Origin of the sequence: Mucilaginibacter sabulilitoris (assembly GCF_034262375.1) — a bacterium.
Taxonomy (GTDB): domain Bacteria; phylum Bacteroidota; class Bacteroidia; order Sphingobacteriales; family Sphingobacteriaceae; genus Mucilaginibacter; species Mucilaginibacter sabulilitoris.
Genome location: NZ_CP139558.1, coordinates 6,392,523 through 6,407,922 on the forward strand (window position 1 = coordinate 6,392,523; position 15,400 = coordinate 6,407,922).

A 15,400-nucleotide genomic window follows, 5' to 3' on the forward strand; every position below is an offset into this window, starting at 1 on the left:
ATAAAAATTAAAGCCATGCCATACATAAAAATTGAGCTAACCCGCGAAGGAGTTACCCGCGAGCAAAAGCAAAGACTTATAAAAGGGGTTACCGACCTGATGTCCGACACCTTGAATAAAGACCCTCATTTAACACATGTAGTAATACAGGAAATTGATCTGGACGACTGGGGTTATGCAGGCGAACAGGTTTCAGTACTAAGAGAAAAAGGCATCACTGCCGATAAAAAATAAAACAATGAAAAAGCAAACAGTAATAATAACCGGAGCATCATCCGGTATAGGTTTAGGCGTCGCTAAATATTTCTTAGAAAGAGGCGACAATGTAGTTATCAATTCATCAACTGATGCAAAACTGCAGAAAGCTTATGAAGAACTGGGCGCAGGTAATAACCTGGCTATGGTTGCAGGCAACGTAAGCGACAAAAACACAGGCATCAAGCTTGTTGAAAAAGCGATTGAAAAATTCGGTTCGGTTGATGTGCTCGTAAATAATGCAGGTATATTTGAAACCAAACCATTCCTGGAAGTTGATGAAGCTTTCCTTGACCGCTTTTTAAATACCAACCTTAAAGGCACTTATTTCACCACACAGGCCGCTATCCCTCAAATGCTAAAACAGCATGACGGTGTGATAATTAATATAGGTACACCATTAGTAGATCATGCTATTGGTGGTTGGGATATTACGGCGGCAATGTCAAGCAAGGGTGCTATACACTCCCTCACTTTACAGCTTGCCGCCGAATTTGGCAAACAAAACATAAGGGTAAATACAGTTGCTCCAGGTACTATACGTACTCCTATGCACGCCAGCGGCGGTGAGGATAACACTGACAAAACCGCAGGGGTACATTTAGTTAACAGGGTAGGCGAAGTTGAAGATGTAGCCCACATGGTTTACACCGTTGCCAAAAGTAATTTTATTAGCGGTGCTATTATTAACGTTGACGGCGGCTTTGGTGCCGGTCATAACGCTAATTAATTTAACCGGAAGCGTGAAACGTTTTTTTGCTGATCATGTTGTTTATATCGCTTGCTGCTTGCTTTATGCACAGCAGGCAGGCAATAAATAAGCACTCTAAAAAATACAATATCATGGAAAATTCAGAAGCAGATTCATTAGCAATCTCACAAACATTGGATAATTATTTTAAGAGCATTTACGAAGGTGATGTAGACCTGTTAAGCTCTACCTTTAATGCTGGCACACTGTTGTTTGGCGATGTAAAGGGACAGCCTTATGCCAAAACATTAGATGTATATCTTGACGGTGTTAAAAATCGCCAAAGTCCTAAAGATTCAGGTAAACCCTTTAAAGGAGAGATCATTACTATCAACGTGATCAACTCTATCGCGATAGCTAAGGTTCGCGTTAAAATGTATGACTTTAACTATCATGAATTTTTGTCGTTCCATAAAATAAACAACCGCTGGGTAATTGTCAATAAAATGATAAGCGACGTTACCGAATAATCAATTAATACTTAAAGCTATGTGGTACAATACAAAAGCAGCACAAATACTCGGCATACAATATCCAATATTGCAGGGACCATTCGGAGGTAACCTTTCAACTGTTGAATTGGTTGCTACCGTATCAAACGCTGGCGGATTAGGCGGTTATGGCGCCTATACTTTAAGTCCGCAGGAGATTATTGATGTAGATAAGCAGCTAAAGGCAGCAACCGATAAACCCTACAATATTAACCTATGGGTATCTGATCATGATGGTGCTGACAATGGCATTACCGACGAGCAATTTGACCAGACAAGTACTTTATTTAAACCTTACTTTGACGAACTGAATATCCCGCTGCCACCAAAACCTGCCTCATTTAAATCAAGGTTTGAAAACCAGGTAGAAGCCCTGCTGCACCTGAAACCCGCAGTATTTAGCTTTATGTTTGGCGTGCCATCTGCCGATATATTAGAACAATGCCGTAAGCTTGGTATTGCAACTATAGGTGCTGCAACCACATTAGATGAAGCTATAGTACTCGAAGCTGCAGGAGTTGATATGATCATTGCCTCGGGCTTTGAAGCGGGTGGCCACCGGCCATCGTTCCTGGCATCGGCAGAGTCGTTAGTTACCGGCACTTTTGTGCTGCTGCAGCAAATTAAAGACAGAATAAAAACCCCGATTATTGCCGCCGGCGGTATAGCTAATGGCAAAGGTGTTGCTGCGGCCCTCACATTGGGGGCAGATGCGGCGCAAATAGGCACGGCATTTTTAGCCACCGACGAATCAAACGCCTTACCTATACACAGGCAAATGCTGTTTTCTGACGCGGCAAAATACACCACCCTATCGCGTGCCTTTACCGGAAGACTTGGCCGGGGCATAACCAGCCGCATAGCGAAAGATCTGCTGCATAAAGAAACCCGGATTTTACCTTTTCCGTTACAATCCTCATTTATGTCATCGCTTCGCAAGGCTGCAATTGAACAGGGAAAATGGGATATGATTTTGTTTTGGGGAGGGCAAATTGCACCAGTACTTAAACATACCAAAGCCAAAGAATTAATGCAATCCATAATCAAAGAAACAACGGATTATTTCAATAACCTAAAAGATTAAAGAGGGTAATCCTTAACCAGCGTTACTAATCATTATATCGACTGCGAAAAACGCTCAGTTCCCCGGCCCGGAAAGCTTATGGTTTTTTACAGGAGCATAAAACATTAATACAATGAACTCATCAAAAACAGGTAATTAATTGCTATTGGTAATTGTAGATACTGCGGATCATATTATTACACATATACAGGCATTCCACGCTGATAAAGGAGATGGTCAGTGCTTTACCGAGGTACTGAAACATACAGCAAATAACCTTAGTGATAACGGCTTAAAGATGGAAGAGGTTATTGCAGATGCAGGGTACAGCAGTGAGCCTGCTCTTTTAGCTTTGATAAGGCATCAGGTAGAGGGCTTTATCCCTAACAAGAAAGGGTTCATAAATGACCGTGCAGGTTTTACTTACGAGGCTGAAAATGACCGTTACAAATGCCCTGAAGGAAAATACCTTACTTTCCGGCATTTCAGAATAAGGGGAGAAAGTACGCATAAACTGTATAAGACCAATGTAAAGGACTGCAAAGATTGCCCTTTCAAACAGACCTGTACGAACCCATCCATCGGCATTAAAGTGATCAGGGATTCGAGCGTTAAACAACTCTACGCACAAATGGCACATCGTGTACAAAGTACTAAGGGGCAAAAAATGAGAAAAATAAGGGCAGGCACAGTGGAGCCTGTAATTGGTACGCTGGTCAACTTTACTGCTATGAAGAAAGTGAATACAAAAGGTATTGCTTTGGCCAATAAATGTATGATTATGGCGGCTGTGGCGTATAATCTCAAAAAATTGCTGAAAGCAAGACCCGCACCAGGCAAAAACAGCCCCAACGATACATTAACTACCCCTTTTGAGATATTACATCGGCAAATAGCTATCCTGTTTGCTCAGATGATCTGCTTGATGATGGCATTATTCAAAGCATATAGAAAAGGGCAAACAACCTATTGGTCATTTGCCCTTTATCTTTAGCCATTTTAATCATCTTGTGCAACAGGCACAAATGACCAGGCTTTTTGTTGTTTTCCTCTTTGGCAGTCGAATATTTACAATCTGAAGTTAAGTCCTATAAACGGGTACCAGCCATCGCTTGAGTGACCGGCCATAATCTGCAATACCGTTAAGCTGGCAGGTGCAAAAAAGATACCGCCGCCAGTACCGGTATGCCATTTGTCGGAGTGTTCGTCTTTTATCCAAACACGGCCGGCATCATAAAAGCCCATCAGTCCAAATTGGCCTGGTAGTATATAACTGGCTATGTCGGCCAGTTTAATCCGCGCCTGCAGGTTGTTATATACCATGTGCTGACCCGCGAAACGGTTTTGCAGGTAGCCAAGCAAATTACCCTGGCCACCTAAAAACATAGACTGATAAAAAGCCGCATTGCCGATGCTCGCACCACCGCCTACACGATCTGACAGTACGATGGATCCATTTGAGGTTAGCTTTTGGTAATAGGTAAACTCAGATCTGATTTGCCCGTATGCTCTTGAATAATTGTTTAAGCCACCATAACCTTGCAGCCTGATTAACAGGTAGTAGCCGCTTTTTGGCAATATGTTGTTGTCTTTATGGTTGCTTTCAAAATTAACCAGGGCGCCTAAGTGAAGCTTATCTTTATTGGTGGTTAAGCTATCGTAACTGTTTATGAGCGATGGTTGACTGATGAGGCGTCCGGCATTACTGGCAGGATCAAGATGATAATACTGGAATGATGGACCGGCACTTATGGTAGTTCCTCGGCCTAACTTCCAGCGCAGGGCTGGGTCAACCTGGTAAATATCATAACGGGTGCGGTAAAACCGGCGGTAATCATTGATGCTCTTGTCAAGCACCGATTCGTTACCGCGGCCAAAAAAGTTCACTGTATTATCAGGAGCCTGCGCATAGGCCTGCAACGTGATATCGGCCTTGCCAATGGCGTCTATCCATTCACCGTTGTATTTAACACGGAAAGCATCTGTAGCGAAAGAATGGGTGATCATTACCTGCTGTACGGTAGAATAAGGCAGTTTACGAAAACCATCATGGCCGGTGTATTTAAAGCCTAAGCCCAATAAAAAGCCATCATCCTTATTGAGGGCTGCTGTAGCCAGCGGCATCCATACATTATACAAATTGGTAGGTAAAAACCTCACATTAGCCGTATCGCTCGAAAAATGCTTGCTTACCCGGTTCTCATTGCCCGTAAACTTAGTATTATCTACCGGTCCGTAAACCTTTACTTTGGTAGCGGCTTGCTTTATATCAAAGGTTTTATTGCCGGTGCTATCAACCACTCTTAATTTAATGGGTGTATTGGCCGTATTCACGGTAATCTGATCTTCGCCGCCAGATACATAAAGCCTTATTTCTTTTGTGATGCCGGGGTGATAGGTTACATCCATCAGAGCGCCTTTGTCTTTACCATTTTTGCTTAGCTTTTCAATGGTAACCCTCATGGCGCTATCAGGGGCATCGCTGATGGTTATTTGTTCGTCCTTATCTGTGGCACGTATATCTATTATGCGATAAACAAATTTGTAGTACTGGCTCATAGCAGCAGGTATGTTATCGCGGCGCTTTTTTAGTTTGGCAAACAACTCATCGTGCCTAAAACGGTAGTTTTCAATGGGCAGGCGTTTAAGACCTGCCTCTAGCACCTCGTCCGTTTCGGCCTTTACAAAATCGTTCACTACCTTCATGTATTCGGTATAGTTCATTTGCGCATCGGGATAAGCGCCGGCAAAACGGGTTTTGAACAGAGAGTATTTTACCCTTGGTATTTCGCCGTCAAAATCATCCAGTAAAGGGTCTATCCATGATAGCGCTGCAATGGATGGGAACACCCCTTCGGTAAGGTGAAATACCTGGTCGCGGTCGCGCGGAACGCTGGTGTATATTTTTCCCTTGTCTTCACCGTTTTTGGCAGTTGCCCAACGCCATTGGTCTTCATGGCGGTCCCAATCGCCAATAAGTAAATCAAGCAAGCGGGCACGTAAAAACGTTTCACCATCCATGCGGTTAGCATAACTTTTAACCAGCTCACGCTCCATCTTTAAAGTATTGTCCGACTCACCTATTGGTTCGCGCTCTTCCAGCAGGCAAACGGTGCCCACAAAAGTTTTGCTGTACTGACCCAATGCCGGGTCGGCGGCAACTACGCCAATAACAGGGTTGGCATGTGGCACCCGGGCGGCCCTGGCCAGCGGTGGCACAATCAGCGCTGAATAGGGATGCTGACCGCTAAATTCGTCGCCAACCCAATCCACGGCAAAAGTACCCCGTAAGTTTTCGGGTAGCAGCTTGTCAGGTATTTTCTCCACACTGCGCAATACCCATTCGCGGCCGGTTTTATCCTCCAGACGTAAGGATTTTGATTCCATACCGCCGCCTTCTTTGGTAGGGGTAAGACCGCCGTTTACCTGTGATAATTTGATCACCGGCAGTTTTACCGGCATGGCCCATTCTTTACGGTAATTCTTTCCAAACAACCAGCGGTGAATGCCGGTTACATCATCATACGACGCGTGGACTTTTACAACCGTACTGTCAGGGAACTTTTGCCAGGCAGACGGCTCAATTTCCTGGGCCCATACCTGTACAGCGGTGCCCAAGAATAAAGCGGTGATAAGTATTTTCTTTAGCATAGGATAAATAATTAAATTTAGATCAGTATAGATCATCAAAAAAGGCTCCGGTAAGATTCCTTACTCATTTAAATTAAAACCAGGCAAAAATTTGATTGCCAGAAGGTTAAAACGCCCATCTTACTCGTAGTCCAATTTATGTCGATTTCGAAGCTCAAAAAAAAGCATTTTTTACATATAAGATGTAAAATGTTATAGAGATACCAGCAATTTTCCTAATCCACGAAACAGTAGTACTATCCCAATATTTGAAAAGTATCGTATTGCTAATGATAATAAAGCCAGACAAAAACATGAATAGGTGTGTAAAAAAATAGACTACTTTCATGATAGTGAGATTTCCGTTTCTGGGTTTTGCAAATAACAGAGTTGTCTTAATCTACACTAACAATATGCCATTTTTAAATATACTGACAATCAATGATTTACGCAAATACAAAAGAAAAACAATTACGATATATCGTAATTAGATATTTTATGATGCGAAATACGGTAACATGGCAAATAACATCACTCATGCTACCGTACTTAATCAGTTATAAATCTGATAATTAAACCTAAACCCAATCCATTATTTTAATTCTTTTTATCATTGTTATAAGGATCTACGATCAGCTTAATTTTATCGCTGCCTAACAAATTGGCATCAAATTCAATTTTTACTGTTTTGGTTTCACCCTCGAGCAATGAAAAATAATTATCATTCATGATGGCTGGTAATATCTGCTCGTTATTTGACGCTCTTACTGCTTGTACCCTTACTCCAAAAGCAACAGCGTTTGATGATGCCGGATTGGTAATGTTAGCAGAGATAACATATTTATCACCTGTTTTAACGGTTTTGTAATCTACCTTTAAATTAACTTTTGCCAGTGTATTTAAAGCACTGTAATCTTTACGCTTGTTACCTCTCCAGTAAAAATTATCTGATACCAATTTACCTGTTTTATCTGTTAATTTTAGCTTGATAAAATGAACAGCTGATAAACCTGGGCTGGCCACATCGCCTTGATAAACCTCAAAGCTGTACAGTGAATAGCCCCAATAAGTAGCGCGCTCCACACCCTGCATCCGCACATACCTGGCTGTTACTTCCGGAAACGCGATCTTTTGTTCACCCGGGCGGCCTTCGTCTGTAGTATAAACATCACTCCACTGCTTACCATCGCCTGATGTCTGGATCTTGAATGCTTTGGCATAGGCGGCCTCCCAGTTTAAACCAACACCATTTACAACCTCATCCTTACCGAGATCAATCGTGATCCATTCCTGGTCGCTGCTTTTACTTGCCCAACGCGTGCCCGTGTTACCATCGTTAACTGCATTGGGTTCGCCATTAGTCGATGAGGACGCGAATACCTTTTTGTTTAGCGCCAAATCGGCCTTATAAGGATTAAATTTAAGTTTAAAAACCTCGCCCGCGCTATTTGCCGGCGCATCGGCGGTTTTTGACATACTGTATTGTTTAACCAGTGAACCATCCAGGTTATAAACATCAGCCGAGGCGGTTAACCCTTCAATATCGGAACGGGTAGTGTTAATGATCTTGATGGCATCTGTTAGTGGGTTCCATTGAATGTGTAGTGGCTCACAGGCTTTTTTGGCTCCCCAGAACGCGCCTGTAAGGTCATAGTAGTAATCATAGGTTTGCCACACCATAGACGGGTAAGCCGACTGGCTCATCCAGGCCATGAGGCCTGAGGCGTCTTCGCCCATAGCATCCTGCCAGCCCTCAAACATGGCCTTATTGGTTTCCACGTTTACAAACTGGGCCTTACGGCAATAATCTTCAATGCCTGTTGGCTTACCATAGCTGCTAACACTTTCATCATATTGGTCGGGACCTGCATTAAAAGCTAAAGGGCCAAAAAAGTGCAGGTTCCACATTTCGTTACGTGGCCACCATTTATCTTCGGGCATAAACTTTTTAAAGCTTTCAAAGTTGGTAAAAACGGCTGTACCCAATTCTGTACGCAGTCCCCAGCCCTTATTACCTCCAAGACCGGTAGGGTAAGCGGTAAAATAATACCTGGGATCTTTACTGGCCCAGGGGCCGCTGCCGGTCAGGTTTTCGGCATGGGAGTTAGGTTGGTAATATCTTTCACCCCCATCAAAAGTTGCCAGATCTTCTTTTAACCAGTTATTTAATGGTGCCATAGGCCAGCCCTCGTTTTCGGCGCACCAAACAGCTATAGAAGCATGGTTACGGAAACGCTTGATTTTTTCGATGGCATTAGCATTAAAAACGTTGATATCGGCAGGCAGGTTTTCGTTGGCATTCAGCCAAAAATCGTCCCATACCATGATACCATATTTATCGCAGGCATCGTAAAACTCTTCATCAGTAGTTGAGCCAATCCAATTACGGATCATGTTAAAGTTCATTTCCTTATGCAGGCGTACCTTGGTGTCGTACTCCTGCCCACGACAGCGCAGCAAATACTCCGACATACCCCAGTCGCCGCCTTTAATGAACACTTTTACCCCGTTAATAGCCACATGCAGCACATGATCAATAGTATCGTAGCTATACCGTTTAATTCCGAATTTTATATTTTGCACATCAGACACCTCATCATCCGCAACTAAGCTCAGCTTGCAGTTATAAAGGTTTGGTTCGCCATAGCCATTCGGCCACCATAGTTTAGGGCTATTAATCATTAATTGCGAGAACGTTTTCTTATCCAGCTTAATGGAAGTTTCTCCATTGGCATTAACGTTTATTTTTTGAGTAAACTCGATATTTCCTGGTGTGATGAGGCCTTTGATAACAGCTGTTCTTGCAACCGGGGCATTGTTCTTCACTTCCATTTCAATAGACACATCAGCCCGGGCATTGGTGGGCAGGCTACTGCGGATCCATGGGTCTTTTATGGTAACGTCACCGGTATTGCTCAGGTAAACATTATCGGTAATCCCAGAGTTAAGACCTGGCACATAAGGCATCCAGTCCCAGCTTGCGCTTGACACATAGTTGGGACTACCCACGTTGGCCAGCGGTTGTCTGGGAATATCAACCAATACGGCCAGTACATTTTCATCATGGCCTTTTACCTGGGTGGTAATATCAAATTGTCCCAGCTGCATAAACCCGTCAAGATTGCCTAAAAGAGTTCCGTTCAGGTAAATTGTGGCTTTACGGTTTACCCCTTTAAAGTTAAGCCAGATGTGCTTTTTTGAATAACCAGCCGGAACGTTGAATTCTGTACGGTACCAAAAACTGCGATCATATTTGGCCCTGTCGACCTTATAAATATTATCACCAAAATTGGGGTCTTTCTCTAAACCGGCTGCCACGTACGAAACAAAAGTAGTCCCGGGTACAATCGCGGGTACCCAACCTTTGGTTTCATAACCGGCTGTTTTAACTGCGTTGGCATCGGATATATCTGCCTGTGGCTTTACCATCCATTGCTGATGCTCTGAACTATTGAGATAGACAATGTTGGATTGGGCAAACGTATGGAATGGAAAAACTATAATCGCCGTGAATGCAATGATAGCTTTAAAAATGTATTTTTTTTGCATGGGAAGTAATGAGTGAGGGACTTAAAATGCTTAATTTCTTAACAAACGGGCGAAAAAATTCCCGCTGCCCGATTAACAGGGCCGCGGGAATCAGTTAGTTTTAAACTTACAGAACCGAAAGTTTGTCGAGTAGACCTGGGGAATTTCACCCCAAGTCCCTCATAGAACCGTGCTTGATAGTCTCCCATCACACGGCTCTTATTAACTAATACACCGGGGTCTGTCCTTGACTCCGCGTGTTTTGCTTTCATCCTTTGCTACCTCCTGATCGCTCAGTTTTGCGCCGGATATAGAAAGCCTGTTAATACATCCCCTTCGCTCCATTCCCATTACAGGAACTTCATTACTAATACGGGATGTTCCGCCCCCGTGCCATCCATCGGTACTTTCCCTCTTGCCGGTGCACCGACTTGAGGTTTTCCCTTAACATGATGGCGACAGGTTCTCGCGTTCCATACAAAAGCCTGTGTTAAGCTCGTGCCACTTATACACCGGATGCCGCAAAGCCAGTAAACAGGTTCCCGCCTTGCTTGTCCCTGGGTCGCTACTGTTACCCGGTTTTGACATCGTCTAATCCTTTCGATGCCTCATCAGTGGTTCACTTGCGTTCACCTTCTTAACACTTACCTGACACCTTTAATGATGCCTTTTCCGCTAACGCTCACTACCAAGGCACTTAACCAAAGCAGCTTAGCGGCGGTTTGGTACCCGCTCCTGTAAGCCGATACCGAGGGGCCGTCCCTCATCTTTTATACAGCTCGCAATCAGTGGTTCTGCGAACCTCTGATTTGCTCGCGACACTCAATAACCTGGATTTTGTGTAAGTATCCCTCCGCTTAACTGAATTTCGGTTAATGGAATAGGCACATGCTCGTTTACACCAACTTTAAAGCCGGGTAATACGCTGGCAGCTCTTCCCGTTCTAACCAATTCATAAAAACGGCGGTGCTCTCCCAACGCTGTTTCTACACGCATTTCGTGGTAAATATTAGCCAGGGTAACCGTGCCATATGCTGGTAAAATAGAATTATCGGTATTGCCGCCGCTTTTTTTGGCCCTTGCCCTGATCTGGTTTACCAGATCTGTAGCATGAGCTGCATTACCACTTTGAAAAGCCGCTTCGGCAGTCCAGAGCATCACCTGCGCCAGGCCATAAACACGGTCGTTGGTTGGGCCGTCGCCCGCACCTCCGCCATTATTGGTAGGTATTTCGTTTTGGGCTAACCAGTATTTCCTGTTCCAGTAGCCGGTTTCACTGGTTGATGCATTAATTATCGTTCCATCCGGCATCTTCTCTTTGTCAAATATAACGGTGGCATTTAACCTTGGGTCGCCTGTTTCAAACTCTTTAACAAGAGACTCAGACGGAACAGTGAACCCATAACCCCATGTATTTCTTGGGGCATCAAACAAGTTTAACAGGTTACCTACCCCCTTTCCTGGGATGTTCTCGTTGTTCACTTCAAAAATTGATTCCGGACCAAACTCACCGGCCAGCGTCCATATCTGGGTTACATCGGGCGCAAGTGTATATTGGCCTGAAGAAATGATCTGGTCGCCTAATTGCTGTGCAGCTGCCCACTTCTTTTCCCACATGTAGGTTTCTAAAAGCAACGCTTGCGCCGCCCCCTTTGTCGCCCTGCCGCGGTCGGTTGCAGCCTGGTCGCTCTTGTTTGGTAATGAGCCCATTGCTGCATTGGCATCAGCCTCAATCTGAGCAAAAATTTGCTCCGCTGCAGATTGCTTAACGTTAAACTCACCATTTTCCAGCGGGGTGGTTACCAATGGCACCCGGCCAAACAACCTTACCAGCTGCAGGTAAAAATATCCGCGCAAAAACTGGGCTTCGCCAAGTACCTGTGCCTTTAATTTGTCGTCCATGGCAATAGCCGGAACTTTTTGCAAAACCAGGTTGGCCAGGTATATCCCCTTAAAATTATCGCGCCAGGCGTTGTATACGTATCCGTTATCGGCCTTCGCGGTAAAAATTTTAAGCTGCTGTATCAAACCCTGATCTGATGCGCCGCCGCCACCCTTGTTGGCATCGTCAGACATGATATCACCAAAAGAGGATGGTGAATAACCTCCATAAGCCTGATCCTTCATCATGCGGTAGGCATCAGTTACTGCCCTAACAGCGTCATCGCTGGTTTTATAAAAACTTGATGTTGACTGGTGCGCGGTTGGTGTTTCGTCCAGGAATTTCTTGCATCCCCCGAGGCCAATTATAAGTAAGGCTCCCAGGATAATATATTGATATTTCATAATAATAACTTTTAAATTGTACATCGGTTAAAAGGATAGGTTAGCGCCCAACGACAGCGTTCTGCTTTGCGGATAGTTACCGTTATCAATACCCAGATCCAGGCTTCCACCTGCTCCGCTATATTGCTGCCCTATCTCAGGATCATATCCGGTGTACTTGGTAAAAGTGAGCAGGTTTTGCGCCGAGAAATAAAACCTTAGTGATTTGATCTTAGAGCGCTCCAGGAATTTTTGCGGAAGCGTGTACCCGAAAGTAAGGTTCTGCAAACGCAGATAAGACCCGCTTTGCAGATAAAAACTGGACACACGTGAGTTATTATTAGGATCACTCGCGGTTAAACGAGGCAGGGTATTACTGGTACCCGGACCGGTCCAGCGCCCCAATGCTTCCTTCTCCATGTTATAATTAGAAATAAAGAAACCATCAGTATAGTATTTATAAGCAGCAAGGAGTTTATTGCCGTACACGCCCGAGAAAGTCAAATTCAGATCGAAACCTTTGTAGCTGGCGCCCACATTAAAGCCATAGGTTAATTTAGGGATAGGCGAGCCCAGGAATGTTTGATCATTCTGATCAATTATACCATCTCCGTTAAGGTCTTTAAACCTGATGTCGCCAGGGGCTGTGCCCGATGCCTGTGTAGCATGATCGGTTACATCTGCCGGGGTTTGAAAGATTCCATCTGCAACATAGCCGTAAAAGGAAGCCAGGGGCTGACCAACTACTGTTAACTCAGTTTGACCCGGTTTAATGTTACCGCTATAAATTTTTTCGCCGGTTTGTTCAAGGCTTAGTACCCTGTTTTTAACGGTGGCAAAATGGAAGCCTGCATTAAAATTCAGATCTTTATTTATCTGCGTTGAGTAATCTGCCGAAAACTCGACACCTGAGTTTTTCATTGTTCCGGCATTTTCACGCGGACTTTGTGTAAAGCCCGATATAGATGGAATGTTAAGAACAAGCAGCATATCAGCAGCTGTTTTCTCGTAATAATCAAAAGAGCCGGTTACTTTACCGTTGAATAACTGATAGTCGAAACCTGCGTTCCATTGTTTGGTTTGCTCCCACCTGATATCAGGGTTAGGCAATCCGTTTGGACCAGCCGTAGGTACTGCGGCGGCAGGTAATCCTATAGCATAATAACCTGTATTGATATTTGCCGCATAATCATAATACCCTAACACGGCCTGGTTACCCAATTTACCCCAGCTGCCGCGAAGTTTTAAATAGCTAAGTGTATTGCTTTTTGGAAAAAACGATTCGTTAGTTAAATTCCAGCCTAATGCTACGGACGGGAAATTACCAAACTGGTTGTTCGCGCCAAATTTTGAGGAACCATCACGACGGAGTGTGGCGGTTAAATAGTATTTATTTTGATAGTTGTAATTGATACGGCCTATGTACGATAACAAATCCCATTGCTGCTGACTCCCACCGGTTACAGGGTTGCTTATACCGGCATCAAGGTATTGCAAAAACGGATCATTACCCGGCTGACCCTGATTTTGCCCGTAAACATTGTTATAAGTAAACCTTTCTTCTGATACACCAGCCAACACATCAAAGTGATGATCTTTTCCTAAGTCAAAATCATAGGTCGCTGTATTATCCCAGGTCCAGTGATTGGTTTGGTCTTTTTGCTGATAAAGTTGAGGATTAGGGTTTCTGAAATTTGGCGCAACATCATACGTAGGTGTAAACTGCTTATTGTCAGTAAACTTCAAATCGATACTATATGATGTTTTTAAAGTCAGTCCTTTTATAGGCTTGTATTGCAGATAAGTATTACCCAATAAGCCCCATTGATTGTACGGACGATTCGCATACAAATAATGGATTTTTGCTAATGGATTTACAATGTCCGAATACTTGGTAGCACTGTAATTACCGTCGGGATTTTTAACAGGTATAGTAGGGTCTTCGGCAAAGGCATCGTTAATCAGGTTCCCGTTATAATCAGTTTGTACGTTATGGGTTAATGATTTATTAAGCGCAAAACTTTCCCCAAATTCCAGGTTCGATTTTGGCGTGAAAACCAGGTTATTGGATATGTTTAACCTGTTATAATCAGACCCAACAATAGTTCCCTGTTGTTTTAGATAACCGCCGCTCACCCGGTAGGTAACGTTTTGACTCCCCCCGCTTATTGCCAGGTTATAATTCTGCATATAAGCCGTGCGGAATAACTCTTTCTGCCAATCGGTTGTAGGTGAAGAGGCTGTAAGATCCGTTGGCAATTGCAAGGCCTGACCTGCATTTTTATACGCTTCGTTGTTGAGCAGCGCATAATCTGAAGAGCTCAACATGTCTAATGTTTTGCGTACGGTTGACATACCCTGATAAGTATCAAAAGATATTACCGAATTGTCTTTTTTACCTTTTTTGGTTTTAACCAGTACTACACCGTTAGCACCACGCGAACCATAAATGGCTTGTGCCGATGCATCTTTTAAGATATCAATAGATTCGATATTATTGGGATCAATAATATTGATATCATTAGAAGCCAGCGGAATACCGTCAATAACATACAAAGGATCGGAATTACTTAATGAAGTTAGACCCCTGATGCGTACCTGTGCCGTAGCGCCCGGCGAACCGGAGTTTTGAATGATCTGAACGCCTGAAGTTTTACCTTCAAGTGCACCCTGTAAGTTGGTTACAGGCTGATCCTTCAATTTACTTGCACCAACCGAAGATATGGCACCATTAACATCGCTTCTTTTCTGCGTACCGTAACCAACAACAACTACCTCATTCAGGGCCGATTGCATTTCAACCAGGGTAACATTTAATTGCGTGTGTCCGGTTGCGGATATTTCCTGCGTAGCGTAACCTATAAAGCTAAACACAAGGGTTTCATTGCCGGTAGGCAGTTTAACGGAATATGCACCATTTAAATCGGTTATGCTGCCGGTATTGGTTCCTTTTATTTTTACGCTTACCCCAGGTACCGGAAGCCCTTTTTCGTCGACCACCTTACCGCTTACCGTAACGTCCTGCACTGCGTCTGCAGACTGCTTTGGTCTCGGCCTTATGATTACTGTATTTTGATTGATAATGTATGTTAATGGCTGATCGGCAAAACATGCTTTAAGCACGTCATCCAACGAGGCGTTGTTAAGCGAAAAGCTCACCGGCCTGGCGCTGTTCAGCATATCGCTGTCGTACAAAAAGTTGTAGCCGCTTTGCTTTCTCAGTTTTTTAAAAACCTGTTGTAACGAAGCTTCTTTTACATTAATACTAATCTGCTGCGCGTATGTTACAGCGCTCACCTGTAAAATAGAAGCAGTTAGTAATATGATGATGAGTTTCATGATCAACAGCGATTTAAAAAATACGCGGGAATTCCGCATGCATAGAAATGCATTAATAATTTTATACATTTGATTTGA

Annotated in this window: 11 protein-coding genes; 5 read left to right on the top strand and 6 right to left on the bottom strand. The window is 43.7% G+C overall.

The window, feature by feature from the left end; translation table 11 throughout:
- Positions 1 to 15: 15 nt before the first annotated feature.
- The 5 genes from SNE25_RS26975 to SNE25_RS26995 all read left to right on the top strand — a co-directional run bounded on the left by SNE25_RS26975 (position 16) and on the right by SNE25_RS26995 (position 3,554).
- The gene (locus SNE25_RS26975) at positions 16 to 234 is read left to right on the top strand and encodes a tautomerase family protein (RefSeq protein WP_321562129.1); all 219 of its coding nucleotides are present in this window, start codon (positions 16 to 18) and stop codon (positions 232 to 234) included.
- 4 nt (positions 235 to 238) lie between these two features.
- Positions 239 to 985 (top strand): SDR family NAD(P)-dependent oxidoreductase, encoded by a 747-nt coding sequence (locus SNE25_RS26980; RefSeq protein ID WP_321562130.1) that lies wholly within the window; start codon positions 239 to 241, stop codon positions 983 to 985.
- 113 nt (positions 986 to 1,098) lie between these two features.
- A complete protein-coding gene (locus SNE25_RS26985; RefSeq protein WP_321562131.1) occupies positions 1,099 to 1,476 on the top strand; it encodes a nuclear transport factor 2 family protein in 378 nt (125 codons plus the stop codon).
- Positions 1,477 to 1,495: 19 nt separating this feature from the next.
- The gene (locus SNE25_RS26990; RefSeq protein ID WP_321562132.1) at positions 1,496 to 2,581 is read left to right on the top strand and encodes an NAD(P)H-dependent flavin oxidoreductase; all 1,086 of its coding nucleotides are present in this window, start codon (positions 1,496 to 1,498) and stop codon (positions 2,579 to 2,581) included.
- Positions 2,582 to 2,720: 139 nt separating this feature from the next.
- Positions 2,721 to 3,554 (top strand): transposase, encoded by an 834-nt coding sequence (locus SNE25_RS26995; RefSeq protein WP_321562133.1) that lies wholly within the window; start codon positions 2,721 to 2,723, stop codon positions 3,552 to 3,554.
- Between the two features lie 74 nt (positions 3,555 to 3,628).
- Here the strand turns inward: SNE25_RS26995 and SNE25_RS27000 are convergent, their stop codons facing one another.
- The 6 genes from SNE25_RS27000 to SNE25_RS27025 form a co-directional block, all read right to left on the bottom strand.
- A complete protein-coding gene (locus SNE25_RS27000; protein WP_321562134.1) occupies positions 3,629 to 6,211 on the bottom strand; it encodes a BamA/TamA family outer membrane protein in 2,583 nt (860 codons plus the stop codon).
- A gap of 576 nt (positions 6,212 to 6,787) precedes the next feature.
- Positions 6,788 to 9,739, bottom strand: coding sequence for a discoidin domain-containing protein (locus SNE25_RS27005; RefSeq protein WP_321562135.1), 2,952 nt, complete (start codon positions 9,737 to 9,739; stop codon positions 6,788 to 6,790).
- Positions 9,740 to 10,162: 423 nt separating this feature from the next.
- Entirely contained in the window at positions 10,163 to 10,306 is a 144-nt protein-coding gene (locus SNE25_RS27010) for a hypothetical protein (RefSeq protein ID WP_321562136.1), read from the bottom strand.
- 56 nt (positions 10,307 to 10,362) lie between these two features.
- The gene (locus tag SNE25_RS27015) at positions 10,363 to 10,485 is read right to left on the bottom strand and encodes a hypothetical protein (RefSeq protein ID WP_321561241.1); all 123 of its coding nucleotides are present in this window, start codon (positions 10,483 to 10,485) and stop codon (positions 10,363 to 10,365) included.
- Positions 10,486 to 10,540: 55 nt separating this feature from the next.
- A complete protein-coding gene (locus tag SNE25_RS27020; protein WP_321562137.1) occupies positions 10,541 to 12,004 on the bottom strand; it encodes a RagB/SusD family nutrient uptake outer membrane protein in 1,464 nt (487 codons plus the stop codon).
- 27 nt (positions 12,005 to 12,031) lie between these two features.
- Positions 12,032 to 15,322, bottom strand: coding sequence for a TonB-dependent receptor (locus SNE25_RS27025; RefSeq protein ID WP_321562138.1), 3,291 nt, complete (start codon positions 15,320 to 15,322; stop codon positions 12,032 to 12,034).
- Between the last annotated feature and the right edge of the window lie 78 nt (positions 15,323 to 15,400).